We start from the raw sequence: 18,676 nt of genomic DNA, 5'->3' as shown, positions 1-18,676 counted from the left end.
CAAAGGAGTAAATGAGGGTGCGTCAAGCAACAGTTTATATTGATCGCCAAGCGCTTCAATATAATTTAAACCGTGTCAAACAACTCGCAGCAAATTCAAAAATCGTAAGTATGGTAAAAGCTAATGCTTACGGACATGGAGTCAAAGACTGTTTAGCAGCCTTAAATACCTCAGATGCCTTTGGTGTCGCCTGTCTACAAGAAGGCTTAGAAATCCGACAACTCGGATTCAAGCAACCCGTGACTTTAATTGAGGGAGTATTTTCTGAAGATGAAATGCCTATCGCAATTGAAGAAAAATTTGAATGTGTAATTCACCATCAACAACAGTTTGAGTGGTTAATTAAACATAAACAAGCCTATATCGCTCAAGGCTTAAAAGTTTGGGTTAAGCTAAATAGCGGTATGAACCGTTTAGGCTTTAAGAATCCAGAAATTATTGAAGTAATTAAAACCTTAAAATCTGAAGGTTTTACATGTGTACTCGCGATGCATTTTGCAAACGCAGATGTAGACCATCCATTAAACGAACAGCAAAAACAGCAATTTTTGCATGTTAAACAAGCTTGTGATCCAGTTTTAGCATCTTGCTGTAATTCAGCTGCTATTTTTAAATGGCCAGAACTGAATTTTGACTATGTACGGCCGGGTATTATGCTCTACGGTGCTTCACCTTTTGCAGATAAAACAGTGCATGAGCTTGATTTAAAACCAGTCATGACTTTCACAGCAGAAGTTATCGCGTTAAATTATATTCAAGCTGGTGAACATGTTGGTTATGGTTCTACTTTTTGCGCTCAAAAGGCTATGGATATCGCAATAGTTTCTATTGGATACGGGGATGGTTATCCACGAGCTTATATAAAGCAAAACTTTGTTGCTATTGATGGCAAACTTTGTCCAGTAGTTGGTCGTGTAAGTATGGACATGATTGCAATTGATGTCACAAATACTCAAGTAAAGCTTGGTACCCAAGTTGAACTTTGGGGCAATCAACGTTTGGTTGATGATGTCGCTGAAGCAAACGGCACAATTGGTTATGAACTACTTTGCCGCTTAAGTACTCGTCCAGTCCGTCAAAGCTCTTAATAATTGAATAAATAAAAAATCCAAGCTTGCTTGGATTTTTTATTTGAAGTCACTTTTAACGCCAGTAATCATCTGTAGGTTTTGGCATTTCTTGTAAACCACGGCGCAAAGTATCCGACCATTGCCGACTAATTTGTGAAAAATACGGATCGTCTTCACTAATTCGTTTACCCATAGGGATCACAAAACTGTCTTTACTATAGACCAGCGCATCTAATGGCAAACCTACCGAAACATTAGAACGTAGTGTTGAGTCAAATGAGATTAAACTACAACGCAGTGCATCATCCAACGGCATCGCATAATATAAAGCACGATCTAAAATAGGCTTACCATATTTACTTTCACCAATTTGAAAGTAAGGTGTGTCCGTTGTAGCACAAATAAAATTACCTTGCGGATAAACATTATAAAGCTGCATATCGCCGCCTTTGATTTGCCCACCCACCAAAATACTACAAGCATAATTCATTTGTTCTTGAGTATCTGAGCTAATATCTTCTAAAACATTTTTTAAAGTTTTACCCACTAAATCAGCCACTTCAAACATTGTATTAATGCTATATAAATTAGGCTCTTGCTGCAAAGTAAGCGCATTTTGCAAATGCCCAATAACCGCTTGTGTCGTTGCTAAATTACCTGCTGTTTGCAAGGCAATAAACCGCTCTCCCGTCACACCAAAAGTATGCAATTTACGAAACACAGAAATATGATCGACCCCGGCATTAGTTCGAGTGTCACTTATAAACACCAAACCCTGTTCTAATCTCAGCGCACAACAATAGGTCATTTCGTTCTCTTTACATTCAACAAGCCAGCACTTGAACCACAGACATCATATTTTCACTACCACCTTGCTCTCGCACCCCCCGAATTGGGGCAACATCAAGATAGTCCCGTCCAACTGCCAGATAAATATGATGCTTTGGCGTAAACAATTGATTGCTTACATCAAAACAATACCACTGATTATCTAAAAATACCTCCGCCCAAGCGTGACTGGCAAGGTGCGGATAGTTTTGATCAAATAGGTAACCAGAGACATAGCGTGCTGGTAATTGTAACGCACGACACATAGCGATTAAAACATGTGCATGATCTTGGCATACCCCTTGAGCTGTGTGAAAAGCTTGTGTAGCAGTGGTATGAACAGATGTACTATCTGGTTGATATGGCATCTTTTGCAAAATATTTTCGCTAAGCAAGGCAATATGCTGTCGATCTTTAACAGTTACAATTTTCTGGGCAAAATCCAACATTTCAGAATCATATTTAGTCACTTCTGTACTTTGAAGAAATAGATTGGTTGGTATAGGTACATCTACCCCACCTATTTCTGTATTTAGAAGCTCTACAATACCCTGCGCCATGAAAGTGAGATGTTGATATTCATAACGCTGAGTAGCAGTTAACCAGACATTATTAAAAATATCTTTTTTCAGTGTTTTATCACCTGGAACGCTGATTGCCCAATTTACAACATGTTGATGCAGCGATGTTTGAGGCATCATTTTAATATACTGAATGCTGTTTTTCGCAGTTTCAGTATAGTTATAATGTGTTTGATGATTAACCATCAATTTCATAATCATGCCTCGAACATATATTCCAGCTGCTGAGTAAAATTATAATAAGCATCCCAAGTCGGATGATCTTTTAATAATTGCCACGATTGATTAAGTCTATTCCACCCTAAATCATTCAACCGTTGAAGTAATTTATCTAGCTCCTGTAAAAGACCTGTAAGATCTTGCTGAAAACGTAGTTGTATATCGAATTGTTCTATCTTTTGTCCTAAATGTAAGAATAACGCTATATCTTCATGTTCAGCATCGAGTATTTGATTACATTTAGTTAGAGCCTGTCTTAATGAATTAGGATGAGCTTGAATAGACTTAATCGCATGATTCAATTCCGCATAAGCGCTCGAAGATAATATTCCTCTTAACTCCTGAATATTATCTTTAGCAATAACGAATTGGTTCAGTAACGAATATGTTTGTTTCGTATCTAACATATAGCAATTCAGTAATTCTGCTTGATCAATGACCAGCCCAAATGCTGCTGCAAATTGAGTTGCTTTTTCATCATCTGTAAATGGCAAGTGTGATACAGCAAATTTAATCCGCATTAAATAACGGCCCAACCAATAAATGTGGTGTGCACTCGAATTGAGTAAAACCATAAATGTCCTCTTTAACCAGCCATTAGGAATGTAGCGTTTCAACGACCCATGTATCTTTAATACCTCCCCCTTGTGAGGAGTTTACGACTAAAGATCCTGCCTGCATGGCAACTCGGGTTAAGCCTCCGGGCACAATTTCTGTGCGATATGGAGAACTCAATACAAACGGGCGTAGGTCGATGTGGCGCTCAGCCACTCCTGATGTTGTTAAAGTCGGTGCAACAGATAAAGCTAAAGTTGGCTGTGCAATATATTCGTGAGGTGTAGCAATCAGTTTTTGTCTAAATTCATCAATTTCACATGAGCTCGCCTTAGGACCAATTAACATGCCATAGCCACCAGACCCTTGAGCTTCCTTAATCACTAATTGATCTAGATGGGCTAGCACATAGTCTAAATGTTCTTTTTCACGGCACTGATAAGTGGGTACATTTTTCAGAATTGGTGTTTCCCCCAAATAATATTGAATCATCTGGTCAACATATGGATAAATCGACTTATCGTCAGCTACTCCAGTACCAGGTGCGTTAGCAATCACTACATTTTTCTGTAAATAAGCAGACATTAGGCCCGCTACACCTAACGCACTATCAGGTCTAAACGCAAGCGGATCTAAAAAATCATCATCTAAACGGCGATAAATCACATCAACTTTTTGACGTCCCCGAATCGTTTTTACAAAAACTTGATCATTTTCTACGAATAAATCTCGATTATTGACCAGTGGCACATCCATTTCACGTGCTAAAAAGGCATGTTCATAATAAGCACTGTTAAATCGCCCTGGGGTTAAAACCACAATAAAAGGGCGATCAACATCTGAATTTTCTTGAAGTATTTCTTTTAATAAGCTTGGGTAGTGTTCAATTCCTTGTAAATTATTAGCAGCACAAAGCTCTGGCATAAGTTTCTGGCTAATATTTCTACTTTCAATCATATACGATACGCCAGAAGGTGTTCTTAAATTATCTTCCAGTACGAAAAACTCCCCTTCACCGTCACGAATAATATCTATCCCACTAATTTGAGAATAAATTTTACCTTTAAGCGTATGTTTGAGCATATGTGGCTGAAAAGCTTCATGACAAATAATCTGACTTTCTGGAATTAACTGTTCCTTTAAAATATGCTGCCCATGATAAATATCATCTAAAAAGTAATTTAAAGCTTTCACTCGCTGTGCACAGCCAGCGGCTATTTTCTCCCATTGTTTTTTTTCGATTACTCTTGGAATTAAGTCAAAAGGAATTGTTCGCTCTGCACCCTCTTTATCACCGTACACATTAAATGTAATACCGTGATAGAGAAAATGTTGTTTGGCCTCCGTATTTAACTGTTTAAGCTCATCTAAAGTGCGAATGCTCAACCATTGCTCAATTTTTTTAGAAGCGGCACCGTTAGATGTCACATCATCTAGCATTTCGTTAAAAAACTGCGATTTTAGCTGTTCAAATAAGTTCGTCTGTACCGAAAGATTTTCTATAAACGAAGTTTGGTTAAGTAATGCCTTGGTCGCCTGCTCTTGTAAAAAATAATCAATATCGGCTTGTAGGTCTTTCTCTTGTTCTGACATAGCAACCTCGTCTTATCATTTATCTATATTTCATTTTTAAATAAGCAATTTCAGTGCCACTTATATATCTATAATGCTTATTGGCTTTCTTTGTTATAACTTTCTTCTAAATTTTAGCATTGATTGTAAAAGTAGCTATAAACCGAATCTGACAAACTTGCTAAATGTGTAAAGTTTTTTTATTGTGTTGACACCAAAGCAATTGGATATAGATGTATTACGCTTATGTCTGTAATAGAAAAAGAAACTTCAAATAGTTTATATCGCCAGTGGCAGATTCTATCTCGCCTTCCTACCGGTAAATGGATCGGGACTCGAGAATTGCAAGAAATGCTTGAGCGTGAAGGTATTGAAATCAGTTTAAGGACAATTCAGCGTGATTTAAATCAAATTGCTCAGCGTTTTCCAATTGAAAGTAACAAAGCTGTGCCTCAAGGCTGGCGTTGGCAATCAGATGCACCAATTCAAAGCTTACCGCATATGACAAGTTCTCAAGCTGTAACCTTTATGATGGTTGAAGAACATCTTAAACATTTGCTCCCACCAAGCCTACTTGATGAGATGGGACCTTGGTTTGATTTAGCAAAACGCAGTCTTTCTACACAAAATAATGTAAGGCAATGGATTAATCGTGTGCGGATTGTGCCAGCAAGCCAACCACTCATTCCACCTGTAGTCGACCGTGCTGCTCAACAGGCAATTTATGAAGGTTTATTACAAGACAAACAAATTGAATGCGTTTATCAGGCACGCGTAAATCAAGGTGAAGATAAAACTTATATTTTAAATCCACTCGCGCTGGTCCAAAAAGGTGCTGTTATTTACTTAATTTGCACCCGACACGACAAAACTGAAGTGCAAACCTTTGCTCTACACCGCTTCAAATCCGCTAAGGTTTTAGAAAGTCGTGCGCTCCATCCCGTTAATTTTGATATTGACCATTATATTGACTCGGGTGCTTTAGGCTTTAGAGTAGATTACAACCAGCCTACGGAGTCTATTCAACTCACCTTAACCATGACCGAACAAACTGCCAAAACTTTTTATGAAAGTCAGTTAAGTAAAGACCAGACTATTACTCCAATTGAAGAAAACATTGTCGAAGTTACGGCGACTGTTCCTTTTACGTCTCAACTCGTCTGGTGGTTACGAAGTTTCGGTAAAAAGTTGCTCCATATTGAACCAGTTCAAGTACACAATGCAGTACGAGAAATCGAAACTGAGAGCAAATAATCAGTAGATATAAAAAAGAGAACCATATGGTTCTCTTTAGATTTTGAATTGTAATTTTCTTAATTTTATATTGGCATTTATACTTTTATTTATTTTCAGATCAATATGTTCTCCCCCATCAAAACTGATCTGCTTCTTCTGCGCTATATTGAACATGAGCATTGGCATGCCAAATCATATCCATTGTAGCGAATTGATTTCATTGTCATGTTTAAAGCCCTCTTGTTTGAACGTGAATTCAATATAACCTTAGCTTTTAAACATGTGAAATAAGAAAAAAAGGTAGTGAAATCTATTTTCTTCCTTAGGAAGTTTTAATATATTTTTTGATCAGAAAATAAAAAAGCCCAGTCTTAACTGGGCTTTTTTATATACTTAAATGATTAAGCTGTTTTTTTCATCATGTTATTTTTACGAATCGTGATCATTACTAGCTGAACAGCGGCTGGAGTAACACCAGGAATACGGCTCGCTTGAGCTAATGTTTCCGGACGAACAGTTTTTAACTTCTGAGTAATTTCACGAGATAAACCAGAAACGACATCATAGTCAAAATCGGCAGGAATTTTAGTTTCTTCAAGACGCTTTAATTGAGCTACATCTTCATGCTGACGGTTAATATAACCTTCGTATTTAACAGCGATCTCGATTTGCTCACCAACTTGTTCTGAAACTTCTGAACCCGTAAGTTCTGCAATTTGAGCAAAATTAATATTAGGACGTTTGAGCAAATCAATTGCACTACATTCTTTACTCAAGTCAGCACCAGTCATTTCGACAAACTTTTTACCCATTGGGTTATTAGGCGCTGCCCACAAATGCTGTAGACGCGATGTTTCACGCTCAACTGCTTCCATTTTTTCACAATAAGCAGCCCAACGAACATCATCAACCAAACCAAGCTCACGACCAATAGTTGTTAAACGTTGATCTGCATTGTCTTCACGTAACATCAAACGGTATTCCGCACGTGAAGTAAACATACGGTATGGTTCTTTTGTACCCAAAGTAATCAAGTCATCAACCAATACGCCCATATAAGCTTGGTCACGTTTAGGTGTCCATTCTTCTTGTTCCCATGCACGACGTGCAGCATTTAAACCTGCAAGCAAACCTTGAGCACCCGCTTCTTCATAACCGGTAGTACCATTAATTTGCCCAGCAAAATACAAACCGTTAATTGCTTTGGTTTCTAGGGTAAATTTCAATGCTTGTGGATTGAAATAGTCATATTCGATTGCATAACCCGGACGTAGGATATGAGCATTTTCCATACCACGAATTGAACGTACAAGCTCAAACTGAACATCAAATGGTAATGAAGTCGAAATACCATTTGGATAAAGCTCATGTGTATCTAGGCCTTCAGGCTCTAAAAATACCTGATGCGAGTCTTTATCAGAGAAACGATGAATCTTGTCTTCAATTGAAGGGCAGTAACGTGGACCTACACCTTCAATGACACCTGTATACATTGGTGAACGGTCTAAACCGCCACGAATAATGTCATGCGTTTTTTCATTGGTGTGAGTGATATAGCAGTTCACTTGTTCAGGGTGCATTGAAGCATCCCCCATAAATGACATCACTGGAGACGGGAAGTCACCTGGTTGTGGTGTCATAACAGAGAAATCAACTGAACGGGCATCAATACGCGGTGGAGTACCTGTTTTTAAACGACCTACTGGTAGTTTTAATTCACGCAGACGTTGAGCAAGAGCAATAGAAGGAGGATCTCCTGCACGACCACCACTTGATTTTTCTAAACCAACGTGAATAACACCACCCAAGAATGTACCTGTAGTCAACACAACAGTTTTTGCATCAAAGCGAATACCCATTTGGGTAACAACACCCTTAACAGTATCACCTTCAACAATCAGGTCATCGGCCGCTTGTTGGAAAATATCAAGATTTGCTTGGTTTTCCAAAGTCTCACGAATCGCAGCTTTATAGCGAACACGGTCAGCCTGAGCACGCGTTGCACGTACTGCCGCACCCTTACGCGAGTTTAAAATACGGAATTGAATACCACCTTTATCGGCAGCCAAAGCCATTGCGCCGCCAAGTGCATCAATTTCACGAACTAAGTGTGATTTACCAATACCACCAATTGCTGGGTTACAGCTCATCTGACCCAAAGTCTCAATGTTATGGGTCAAAAGCAAAGTCTGTCGTCCCATACGCGCCGCAGCAAGTGCCGCTTCCGTACCTGCGTGACCGCCACCGATAACGATAACATCATAAACTTTAGGATAGTGCATGAGTACAAAAACACCAGAAAAAAAAGACGGAACATTATAGCAAAATTATCTGCTTATTGATGTACATAATTACAAAATTGTCATCACATGATTTACGCTACACCACATGTTTTGACATTTTGTTGCATGAATTCAATACAAAGTGAATGTTTTTTCAAATATTTCATTTTAGAATAAAAATTGTACAGCACTTCTATGACTTTAAAACTAACGCAACTAGAAGGAACACAAAATGAAAAGTACCATGTTAAAAATCTTAACCGCATCTCTCCTTTGTTTTTCAGGCGTAACGTTGACCCACGCTGCGACTAATCATACTGCTAAATCGACTCATACTGCTAAAACAACTAAGCATGCTGCAGAGTCAGGTACATCAGTAACGCAAAAAGAACTGAGAGCTTGTGCTAAAAAACGTCAGGGCGAATGGGTGTCTTACAGCCATAATGGGGTAACCTTTAATGGTACTTGCCAACCAAATGAAAATGGTAAATTACAATTTAAAGCCCCTGCTCCTTAATATAGTTTTGACTTAAGGTATAAAGAAACCAGTTTATTTTCTTTTATACCAGATCATCATTTTCAAAAGCGGTCCATTAAAGATGGGCCGTTTTCTTTTTTAAAGCCTTCTAGTCAGCTACAATATGCCTTTAAATAAAATTTTAGGTCCTTTTCGTGAAGTGGTTACAAATACACATTACCGTTGATCAAGAACAAGTTGAATTCACAGAAACACTATTAATGTCTCTAGGTGCGGTAAGCGTAACTCTGGATGATGCCGAAGATCAGGCTCTACTTGAACCATTACCAGGTGAAACACCTTTATGGAATAAAGTCATTGTTACAGGTATCTATCAACAAGACGAACAAGACCCAATTGATGTTGATACTTTAGAAGCCTTCTTAAAAGCTCAGCTTCCAAATGTACCTATGCGTCATGAAGAACTTGAAGACCAAGTTTGGGAACGTGCATGGATGGATTATTATGAACCGATTCAAATTGGGGAAAAATTCTGGATCGTGCCAGAATGGTTAGAACCACCAGAAGCAGATGCGACCAATATTAAACTTGATCCAGGCCTTGCTTTTGGTACAGGCAACCATGCAAGTACATTCTTATGCTTACAATGGTTAGGTAAAACCGATGTAAAAGATAAGATCGTCATTGATTATGGCTGTGGTTCAGGCATTTTAGGTGTTGCAGCTTTATTATTAGGCGCTAAAAAAGTATTTGCGACAGATATCGACCCACAAGCAGTTTTAGCAACAAAACAAAATGCTGAACTTAATGGGGTATTAGATCGCCTATATGTTGGCCTTCCTGAAGAGTTTGATCAAGAATTCAAACCTCAACAAGCAGACGTTTTGGTGGCAAATATTTTAGCGGGACCATTAATGGCACTTGCGCCAGAGTTTGCAAAATTACTTAAATCTGATGGTGAGTTCGCACTTGCTGGTGTAATTGAAGAGCAAGTAGCTGATGTTTCAGGTGTTTATTCTGAATTTTTTGATATATTAGACGTCGAAAAGCGCGAAGAAAACTGGTGTCGCATATCAGGAAAACGCAAAACAATAAATTGAGACTATTTAACTCATGAATGAAAAACAAACCCGCTGCCCTAAATGTTTAACAGTTTATAAAGTTTCTCTGACCCAGTTAACTGTTGCTCAGGGCATGGTTTGTTGCCCTAAATGTAATTTAAATTTTAATGCTCTAACCAACTTAGTTAATGTTGAACTTCCAGAAGCAACAAATTCCTCTGTTTTAGCTGACGGCTCGATTCAAACACGATATATGACTCATTCACATGTGTTAGATATCTTTGATCAAAAAGTTGAAAACTCTAATATTGATCTTTTGACGTATTTAAATAATTTAAATTACTTCCATAACGAGCCAATCAATGCACTCCCCAACCTCAACTTAGCTGAACAAGCAACTTCACCTGAACAAGATAACGGTAAAAAGCATAGCTGGTTGTACTATACACTTTGGAGTTCTGCGAATCTGATACTGATTTTGGTTTTTACTTTTCAGATTCTCTGGTTCAACCCGAAACTCATGCAGCAGAGTCCTGCTATTAGCCATGCATTTAATTATGTCTGTCAAATATTGCACTGCAGTAAGTCAACTGAACAATATCAACTTCTTTATATAGAAAAGGTAAAACTACGCAGAGTTGATACAGAACATACCCAATTTTCTGGTGTTCTAATCAATCAAAATAATAAAAGTATTGAGTTGCCTAATCTAAAACTAAGTTTTGGCAAAGAAGACGAGCAAGAAGAAATCATTTTTCAACCGCAGGAATATTTGGTTGAGAATTTACGTGGCATTCAACGCATCCCTACTAATACACCTTTTAGATTTCAATTTGATTTAAATAAAAGCAAAAAAAGCCTAGTAAATTATCGATTAGAAATTGTCCACCCCTAAATTGTAAAAAAAGTGAAAAAAAATTAAAAAAAAATGCAGTTAATTTGCTCACTTTTTCCTAGACAATGGTATGATACGCGCCACGAAAGCTTTGACTCATATACTCCTCGCTCTCAATTCAAAAAATATACTGTTAAGCATGTGTGCTTTTCTACATTAAGCACATAGCCTAACTTTTTTTGTTTTTGAGGGGGCTGTAACAAATATTTAACTATTGTTACGCTTATTTTTTACTCAATACGAAGAATTATGGCAAGCTAATTGTTCTTATGTTTTAGAGTCACTGTTTTAGGATCTAAAACAGGACTCCGTATTTTTAGACCACATTTATATACTACTTTACCCAAGCTAGTATTTGATTTTCGGATTAACTCGCATGAATAGCAAATCTCCTATTTTTACTGCACAATCTGATGTTGCTCTTCGCATCCACGTGGATCGCGCAGTTCGTCATTATTTTGCACAATTGCAAGGTGAGCAACCATCTCAGGTATATGACATGGTGCTAGCAGAAATGGAGAAACCTCTTTTATCTGTAGTTCTTGAATATACTCGTGGCAACCAAACACGTGCCGCAGAAATTCTTGGACTAAACCGCGGCACTTTACGCAAAAAGTTAAAAGCTCACGGTTTAATGAGTGAATAAATGATAAAATGCTCACGACGTCGTGGGCATTTTTTTATGCTTCTAATTGGTTTTAATCCGTAGACTTGAAATTGTTGACTTGAACATCATGACTATTAAACGTGCTTTGATTTCTGTATCAGACAAAACAGGAATTGTCGAATTTGCTCAAAACCTTGCAGCTTTAGGGGTAGAATTATTATCTACAGGCGGCACATATAAGTTGCTTAAAGATAATAACATTGCTGTTGTTGAAGTATCTGAACATACTGGTTTCCCAGAAATGATGGATGGCCGTGTAAAAACACTACATCCAAAAATTCATGGCGGCATTTTAGCTCGTCGTGGTCTAGACGAAGCAGTTATGCAAGAACACAACATTGATCCAATCGATCTAGTTGTAGTTAACCTTTATCCATTTGCAGCTACAGTTGCTAAACCGAACTGTTCACTTGCTGATGCGATCGAAAATATCGACATCGGCGGTCCAACAATGGTGCGTGCTGCTGCTAAAAACCACGCTTCTGTGGGTATTGTTGTAAATGCTTCAGATTACGATACAGTGATTAACGAATTAAAAGCTGCTGGTTCACTTTCTTATGAAACACGCTTCGATTTAGCTGTTAAAGCATTTGAACATACAGCTCAATATGATGGCATGATTGCTTCTTACTTAGGCGCTCGCGTTGGTAAGACCGAAGGTGAAGCTGATTTATTCCCTCGTACGTTCAACACTCAATTAAACAAAGCACAAGATTTACGTTACGGTGAAAACCCACACCAATCTGCTGCTTTCTATGTTGAAGCAAACGCAAAAGAAGCTTCTGTTTCTACAGCAAAACAATTACAAGGCAAAGAATTGTCTTATAACAACATTGCTGACACAGATGCTGCACTTGAATGTGTTAAATCATTTGCTAAACCAGCTTGTGTAATCGTAAAACATGCTAACCCTTGTGGTGTTGCGGTTTCTTTAGACGGCATTAAAGCTGCTTATGATTTAGCTTATGCAACAGATCCAGAATCTGCTTTCGGTGGCATTATTGCATTTAACCGAGAGTTAGATGTTGCAACTGCTCAAGCAATTGTTGATCGTCAATTCGTTGAAGTTATTATTGCTCCAAGCATTGCTGATGGCGTACTTGAAGTAACTGGTGCGAAGAAAAATGTTCGTGTTTTAGTATGTGGCGAATTACCTGCAATTGATGCACGTGCTCCACAACTTGACTATAAACGCGTTAACGGTGGCTTACTTGTTCAAGACCAAGACTTGGGCATGATCACTAAAGATGATCTTAAAGTTGTTACTAAAATTGCTCCAACTGAACAAGAAATTGATGACCTTATTTTCGCATGGAAAGTTGCGAAATATGTAAAATCAAACGCTATTGTTTATGCAAAAAACCGTCAAACTATTGGTGTAGGCGCGGGTCAAATGAGCCGTGTTAACTCAGCGCGTATTGCTGCAATTAAAGCAGAACATGCTGGTTTGGTTGTTGAAGGCGCTGTTATGGCATCTGATGCATTCTTCCCGTTCCGTGACGGTATTGATAATGCGGCTAAAGCTGGCATTAAATGCATTATTCAACCAGGTGGTTCTATGCGTGATGAAGAAGTCATTGCAGCAGCTGATGAAGCTGGTATTGCAATGGTCTTCACTGGTATGCGCCATTTCCGCCACTAATTTAAATTTAGTCCTCCCTAACCCTCCTTTTATTCAGGAGGGTTTTCCACAATAATGGAACTATCTCTCCACTTCGAGAAATAGAGGGGGATGAAAAAGGATTAAAGTTAAGGAACAAATTAAAAATGAATATTTTAGTTTTAGGTAGTGGTGGTCGTGAGCATGCTTTAGCATGGAAAATCGCGCAAGATACCAAAGTGACTCAAGTTTTTGTTGCACCTGGTAATGCTGGAACTGCAACTGAAGAAAAATGCGTTAACGTTCAACTTGATATTTTAGACAACCCAGCAATTATTGCTTTTGCTAAAGAAAATAATGTTGAACTCGTTGTTGTTGGTCCAGAAGCACCATTAGTAAATGGTGTAGTAGATGCTGCACGTGAAGCTGATGTAAAAATTTGGGGTCCGACTCAATATGCAGCACAACTTGAAGGCTCAAAAGCATTTGCTAAGCATTTTTTAAAACGCCATAACATTCCAACTGCTTTTTACGATGTATTTACTGAAGTTGATGCAGCGAAAGCTTACGTTGAAAAAAATGGTGCACCAATCGTTATTAAAGCTGACGGCCTTGCTGCTGGTAAAGGCGTAATCGTTGCAATGACCAACGAAGAGGCTTTTGCAGCGATTGATGACATGCTTGCAGGTAATAAGTTTGGTGATGCTGGTTCGCGTGTTGTAATTGAACAGTTCCTTGCTGGTGAAGAAGCTTCTTTCATTTGTATGATTGATGGCAAAAATATTTTACCAATGGCAACTTCACAAGATCACAAACGTATTTTTGAAGGTGACCAAGGTCCAAACACAGGCGGAATGGGTGCCTACTCTCCTGCCCCAGTTGTAACTCCAGATGTTTTTGAGCGCGTAATGACTGAAATTATGCGTCCAACTGTTGATGGTATGGCGGCTGATGGACATGTTTACACTGGTTTCTTATATGCTGGTTTAATGATTGATGAGCAAGGTCAACCACGTGTAATTGAATTTAACTGCCGTTTTGGTGACCCTGAAACTCAACCAATCATGATGCGCTTAAAGTCATCTCTTGTTGATTTGGTTGAAGCAGGTATTGCAGGTAATTTACCAAAAGAAGCTGAGTGGGATGAGCGTAAGTCAATCGGTGTTGTACTTGCAGCAGAAGGATACCCAGATAGCGTACGTAAAGGCGATGTGATTTCTGGTATCGGCCAATCACCTGAAGATACTAAAATCTTCCATGCAGGTACTGCAACTCGTGAAGATGGCCACATTGTGACTTCTGGTGGACGTGTACTTTGCGTAACTGCTTTAGGTGACAGCGTTCTTGAAGCACAAATTAATGCTTTAGAAGTATGCGGCCAAGTAACTTTCACAGGTATGCAATACCGTAGTGACATCGGTTACCGCGCGATTGCACGTGAAAAAGCTGAATAAAAGTTAGCAAAAAAAAGCTTCCTATTTAGGGAGCTTTTTTATTTTGTACACCAATAAAAGAAAATGATATAAATTTTTATAAGATTTATTAAGATATCAACAAATAGAAAAAAGCCCTCTATATCAACTACATTTTTATTGCTATCATTAGTACATAGTTGTAACTGTCATCAGACACTGCTGTTTTAATAATTTCCATAAAGACTTGCTCTACAAATTATGCCTGTAGAGAGTTTTTTAATATTCTAAATTTATGAATGCTCGTTTGGCTACTGTTGGGGATGAACTGTTTGGGGAAACAGTTTTTGTTTATTAAACAATTACCCTCTGTTATAGCCAAAATATGCAAGCAAATTATGGAACCCCAGAAAAAGATCACAGAGTTTAGACTAGTTGTAATTCCAACTCCTCTCTTTTCATATTGATATAGATCAATCGTTATTGTTCTATATCTTAATCAGGACTTTTTTAAATGAAAAAGCTGATCAGCCTTTTTTTAAGCATGTCAGTAGTATTATTGACAGCATGTAGCAAACAAGAAAATGCTCAACAAGCCGAACAAAACAATGATAGTTCCAAAGTACAAAAGGTAGTAATTGCCTCTACAGGTTCGGATGCTGACATTTGGCGTTATATCGCATCTTTACCTGAAACCCAAGCTGCTGGACTGAAGTTAGAAGTAAAAAACTTCTCAGACTCCGTTTCAATGAATACAGCAGTTGCAAATAAAGAAGTAGATTTGAACGCATTCCAAGCTTATTCTTATCTTACTGTATTTAATAATTCAAACCCGGATAAGATTGCAGCGGTTTCTACCACTTATATTGAGCCAATGGGGATTTATTCAAGTAAATACAAAAAAATTGAAGAACTTCCTGAAGGTGCAATTATTTCAATCCCGGATGATGCTGCCAGCGAATCTCGTGCGCTACTCTTGTTACAAACTGCTGGCTTAATCAAGCTTAAAGCTGACTATAATCCTATTCAGGGCAGTCCAATTGATGTTATCGAAAATCCTAAAAAGATCAACATCAAACCAATCAAAATGGAAACTGCATTACGTCTTAAAAATGAATTTGATGCAGTTGTATTAAATAATACCATAGCACTCGAGGGAGGCTTAAACGTACTCAAAGATTCTATGTTCTATGAACCTATTGATCAAATCTCAAAACTTAGTGTCAACGTTCTAGCAACTGCTGAATCACGTAAAAATGATCCTGTCTTGCAAAAAGTTGGTAAGCTTTACCACACTGCAGCTGTTAAAAAATACATTGAAGAACACTTTGGTGGAACAAAAGTTGACGTAGACAAACCAATCAGCTATCTCTCAGAAGCTAAATAGTAATATAATAGCCCAAACGTGAAACAGGCAAATTATCTTTGCCTGTTTTTTCTTTCAAGCATAGTTTCTGACGATATGATTCAATTTAAAAACATTTCAAAGCACTATCAGCTCAAAAGCCAAACCATACGCGCACTCGATCAAATCAATTTAGAGATTCCAGAGGGCAGTATTTTCGGCATTATTGGCTATAGTGGTGCAGGTAAAAGTACTTTAATTCGCCTGATTAATTTACTTGAACGACCAAATGAAGGTCAGATTATTATTAATCAAAAGGACTTCACTGCTTTAGATGCACGTTCATTACGTCAGGAGCGTGCAAATATTGGTATGATTTTTCAGCATTTCAATTTGCTTCAAACCAAAACAGTTGCTGAAAATATCGAAATGCCAATGCGTCTGCTAAATTATAAAAAAGCAGAACGTGAAAAGCGTTTAAACGAATTATTAGAGTTTATTGATCTTAAGCATAAAAAAGATGCCTATCCAGATGAACTCTCTGGCGGTCAAAAGCAACGTGTTGGTATTGCTCGTGCTTTGGCAAATCATCCTAAAATTTTATTATGCGATGAAGCCACATCTGCACTAGATCCGCAAACTACTCAATCAGTTCTAGAGCTTTTAAAGAAAATCAATCAAGAACAGAAAATTACTATCGTTATGGTTACTCATGAAATGGATGTCATTGAATCTATTTGTGACCATGTTGCAGTTATGGAAGCTGGTAAAGTGATTGAGCAAGGCTCAACTATTGATATTTTTAGTAATCCTCAGCATCCAACAACTAAAAACTTTATACAAACTGTTTTACATCAACAGTTGCCAGTTAACATTCTAAATCAATTAGAAAATCAACATCACCACAGCATTTATTGCCTACAATTCTTAGGACGTTCGGCTCAAGAACCTGTGATTCAGTCACTTATTAAACAATATGATATTAGTTTAAATATCTTATTTGCCAATATGACTGAAATTAATGGCACAGTGATTGGTCAAATGTTTGTACAGCTTTTAGGTGACCCGCAGTTGATCAGTCAAGCGATTGAGTTTTTAGAGAAAAATGAAGTGAGCGTAGTTCAATCAGGAGATCAAGTATGAGAGATTTAATCGTACAATGGTTAACTGAACTTACTCAGCCTTTCTGGCACAGTTCCCTTTCTATGGACCAGTTTGTAACTGCCTTACAAGAAACCTTTAATATGGTGTTCTTTGCGCTTATATTTGGTGGTATTTGGGGCTTCATCCAAGGCATTATTCTGCTTGTAACTCGCCCAGAAGGGATCTTACCAAACAGATTCATTTATCATTTACTCAACCCAATTGTAAATGCTCTGCGTTCTCTCCCATTTATTATTTTGCTTATTGCAGTTATTCCTCTCACCAAGTTCTTGGTAGGTACTTCGATTGGTACATGGGCGGCAATCGTTCCTTTAACGATTTATGTTGGACCATATATGGGCCGACTTATTGAAACTTCCCTACTTGAAGTAAATGAAGGAATTATCGAATCTGCTCAAGCAATGGGTGCAACACCTTGGCAGATTATTTCACGCTTTATTTTACCTGAAGCTCGTAGTTCTCTTATTTTGAACTTAACAACTGCCACGATTAGCCTTATTGGTGCGACCGCTATGGCTGGTGCAGTTGGTGCTGGTGGTATTGGTGACTTAGCCATTTCTTATGGCTATCAACGTTTTGATACAAGCGTTGTGATTTTAACAGTCATTATCCTCTTGCTTTTAGTCCAAATTGTACAGACTTTGGGCAACTGGCTCTCTAAGATTCGTTAAGTCATTTATATAGAAAGCTCCCTAAACGGGGGCTTTTTTGTTTTTATAAGCTCTTGTCATTAAAAAGTTGAGTGCATGGCTTAATGCCATTTTCTGTTATTATCAAAATTAGTGGTTACTCTTTGGATTTGGTTTCAGGATAAAACAATGCGTTATAGAATTCATTTTATTGATGTGCAAAATGCCCTACAAAACTATATCTGGATTTTAGAAGATACTGAAACTCATGAAGCCGTTGCAGTTGATCCAACAGAAGCTGAGTTAGTCACTCAATTTTGCAATGACCATCATTTAACCTTAAAGCAAATTTGGCTTACACATTGGCATAAAGATCATATCGGTGGCGTTGCAGATTTAACTGCTAACTCTACTCTGACTGTATATGGTCCAAGAGATGAATTAAGTAAAATTCCCGGTATTACTCATCCCCTTCAACATGATGACCATCTAAAATTTAATGATTTAAAGGCAGAGATTATTGCCACACCAGGTCATACCCTGGGACATATTGTGTATTTTATTGAAGAGTTGAATGCGCTCTTTTGTGGAGATACTTTGTTTGCAATGGGATGTGGTCGATTATTTGAAGGTACGGCAGAGCAAATGTATCACTCATTAAATCGTCTTGCAGCCCTTCCAACCACAACCAAAGTCTATTGCACGCATGAATATACACTTTCTAATGCTGAGTTTGCTTTAAGCGTAGAACCTGAAAATCATGCCTTACAAGAACGTGCAGAACAAGTTCGTAAGCTTCGCACGGAAGGTAAAATTACCCTACCAAGTAGTATTGAACTTGAATTGGCAACTAATCCATTTTTACGTGCTGAAAGTGTAGATGAGTTCGCTCATTTACGTAGTTTAAAAGATAATTTCTAAATTTATGGGCTTTATAGAAAGATACAGTTTCATTTTAAGAACTGTATCTTTTTGAATAAAGCATGTTTCATGAAATTATTTTTTACATTTATTGATTTTAAATTAACTTATTTTGATCAAATTTTACCCCAATCTTTTTATTTTAAAATAATCATAAAAAT

The 18,676-nt window shown here is 37.8% G+C and carries 17 protein-coding genes; 12 read left to right on the top strand and 5 right to left on the bottom strand.

What is annotated here, in order from left to right; all coding sequences use genetic code 11:
- Window positions 1-17: 17 nt before the first annotated feature.
- On the top strand, window positions 18-1,088 hold the full coding sequence (gene alr, locus ACH63V_RS14545) for an alanine racemase (protein ID WP_396463896.1): 1,071 nt from the start codon (window positions 18-20) through the stop codon (window positions 1,086-1,088).
- A 55-nt stretch (window positions 1,089-1,143) separates the two neighbouring features.
- Here the strand turns inward: alr and ACH63V_RS14540 are convergent, their stop codons facing one another.
- Genes ACH63V_RS14540 through ACH63V_RS14525 form a run of 4 tightly spaced genes read right to left on the bottom strand, consistent with a single transcriptional unit; the run spans window position 1,144 to window position 4,846 of the window.
- Entirely contained in the window at window positions 1,144-1,878 is a 735-nt protein-coding gene (locus ACH63V_RS14540; RefSeq protein WP_263614053.1) for a proteasome-type protease, read from the bottom strand.
- 16 nt (window positions 1,879-1,894) lie between these two features.
- Window positions 1,895-2,674 carry a transglutaminase domain-containing protein gene (locus ACH63V_RS14535; protein ID WP_396463895.1) on the bottom strand — a complete coding sequence of 260 codons (780 nt, stop codon included), beginning with the start codon at window positions 2,672-2,674 and terminating at the stop codon, window positions 1,895-1,897.
- A 2-nt stretch (window positions 2,675-2,676) separates the two neighbouring features.
- Window positions 2,677-3,273 carry an alpha-E domain-containing protein gene (locus ACH63V_RS14530; protein WP_396463894.1) on the bottom strand — a complete coding sequence of 199 codons (597 nt, stop codon included), beginning with the start codon at window positions 3,271-3,273 and terminating at the stop codon, window positions 2,677-2,679.
- A gap of 22 nt (window positions 3,274-3,295) precedes the next feature.
- Window positions 3,296-4,846: a circularly permuted type 2 ATP-grasp protein gene (locus ACH63V_RS14525; protein WP_396463893.1), complete on the bottom strand. Its 1,551-nt coding sequence runs from the start codon at window positions 4,844-4,846 to the stop codon at window positions 3,296-3,298.
- A gap of 225 nt (window positions 4,847-5,071) precedes the next feature.
- Here ACH63V_RS14525 and ACH63V_RS14520 point away from each other — a divergent pair, with 225 nt between their 5' ends.
- Entirely contained in the window at window positions 5,072-6,079 is a 1,008-nt protein-coding gene (locus ACH63V_RS14520) for a YafY family protein (protein WP_200027567.1), read from the top strand.
- Between the two features lie 383 nt (window positions 6,080-6,462).
- Here the strand turns inward: ACH63V_RS14520 and mnmG are convergent, their stop codons facing one another.
- A complete protein-coding gene (gene mnmG, locus ACH63V_RS14515; protein ID WP_200027568.1) occupies window positions 6,463-8,343 on the bottom strand; it encodes a tRNA uridine-5-carboxymethylaminomethyl(34) synthesis enzyme MnmG in 1,881 nt (626 codons plus the stop codon).
- A 232-nt stretch (window positions 8,344-8,575) separates the two neighbouring features.
- Between mnmG and ACH63V_RS14510 the strand changes: the two genes are divergently transcribed.
- From ACH63V_RS14510 to gloB, 10 genes are all read left to right on the top strand, one after another.
- Window positions 8,576-8,860 (top strand): hypothetical protein, encoded by a 285-nt coding sequence (locus tag ACH63V_RS14510; RefSeq protein WP_311069670.1) that lies wholly within the window; start codon window positions 8,576-8,578, stop codon window positions 8,858-8,860.
- A 155-nt stretch (window positions 8,861-9,015) separates the two neighbouring features.
- Window positions 9,016-9,921: a 50S ribosomal protein L11 methyltransferase gene (prmA, locus tag ACH63V_RS14505; RefSeq protein WP_343568217.1), complete on the top strand. Its 906-nt coding sequence runs from the start codon at window positions 9,016-9,018 to the stop codon at window positions 9,919-9,921.
- A 13-nt stretch (window positions 9,922-9,934) separates the two neighbouring features.
- Entirely contained in the window at window positions 9,935-10,777 is an 843-nt protein-coding gene (locus tag ACH63V_RS14500; protein ID WP_311069668.1) for a zinc-ribbon and DUF3426 domain-containing protein, read from the top strand.
- Window positions 10,778-11,153: 376 nt separating this feature from the next.
- Window positions 11,154-11,423, top strand: a complete 270-nt coding sequence (gene fis / locus ACH63V_RS14495) for a DNA-binding transcriptional regulator Fis (protein ID WP_001086304.1) — start codon at window positions 11,154-11,156, stop codon at window positions 11,421-11,423.
- An 88-nt stretch (window positions 11,424-11,511) separates the two neighbouring features.
- Window positions 11,512-13,086, top strand: coding sequence for a bifunctional phosphoribosylaminoimidazolecarboxamide formyltransferase/IMP cyclohydrolase (purH, locus tag ACH63V_RS14490; RefSeq protein ID WP_068933232.1), 1,575 nt, complete (start codon window positions 11,512-11,514; stop codon window positions 13,084-13,086).
- 125 nt (window positions 13,087-13,211) lie between these two features.
- Window positions 13,212-14,498 carry a phosphoribosylamine--glycine ligase gene (purD, locus tag ACH63V_RS14485; protein ID WP_396463890.1) on the top strand — a complete coding sequence of 429 codons (1,287 nt, stop codon included), beginning with the start codon at window positions 13,212-13,214 and terminating at the stop codon, window positions 14,496-14,498.
- A gap of 472 nt (window positions 14,499-14,970) precedes the next feature.
- Window positions 14,971-15,843, top strand: coding sequence for a MetQ/NlpA family ABC transporter substrate-binding protein (locus tag ACH63V_RS14480; protein WP_019458356.1), 873 nt, complete (start codon window positions 14,971-14,973; stop codon window positions 15,841-15,843).
- Window positions 15,844-15,918: 75 nt separating this feature from the next.
- Entirely contained in the window at window positions 15,919-16,944 is a 1,026-nt protein-coding gene (locus tag ACH63V_RS14475) for a methionine ABC transporter ATP-binding protein (RefSeq protein ID WP_004708029.1), read from the top strand.
- Window positions 16,941-17,636, top strand: coding sequence for a methionine ABC transporter permease (locus ACH63V_RS14470; protein WP_022575478.1), 696 nt, complete (start codon window positions 16,941-16,943; stop codon window positions 17,634-17,636). The genes ACH63V_RS14475 and ACH63V_RS14470 overlap by 4 nt, the downstream gene beginning before the upstream one ends.
- 147 nt (window positions 17,637-17,783) lie before the next feature.
- Window positions 17,784-18,515, top strand: coding sequence for a hydroxyacylglutathione hydrolase (gene gloB, locus ACH63V_RS14465; RefSeq protein WP_068933226.1), 732 nt, complete (start codon window positions 17,784-17,786; stop codon window positions 18,513-18,515).
- The last annotated feature ends 161 nt before the right edge of the window (window positions 18,516-18,676 follow it).

The sequence above is a fragment of the Acinetobacter sp. ABJ-A23_2 genome, from assembly GCF_044538765.1.
Classification (GTDB): Bacteria; Pseudomonadota; Gammaproteobacteria; order Pseudomonadales; family Moraxellaceae; genus Acinetobacter; species Acinetobacter nosocomialis_A.
The sequence above is the reverse complement of the archived record's forward strand: the minus strand, read 5'-3'. Positions and strand labels throughout refer to the sequence as shown.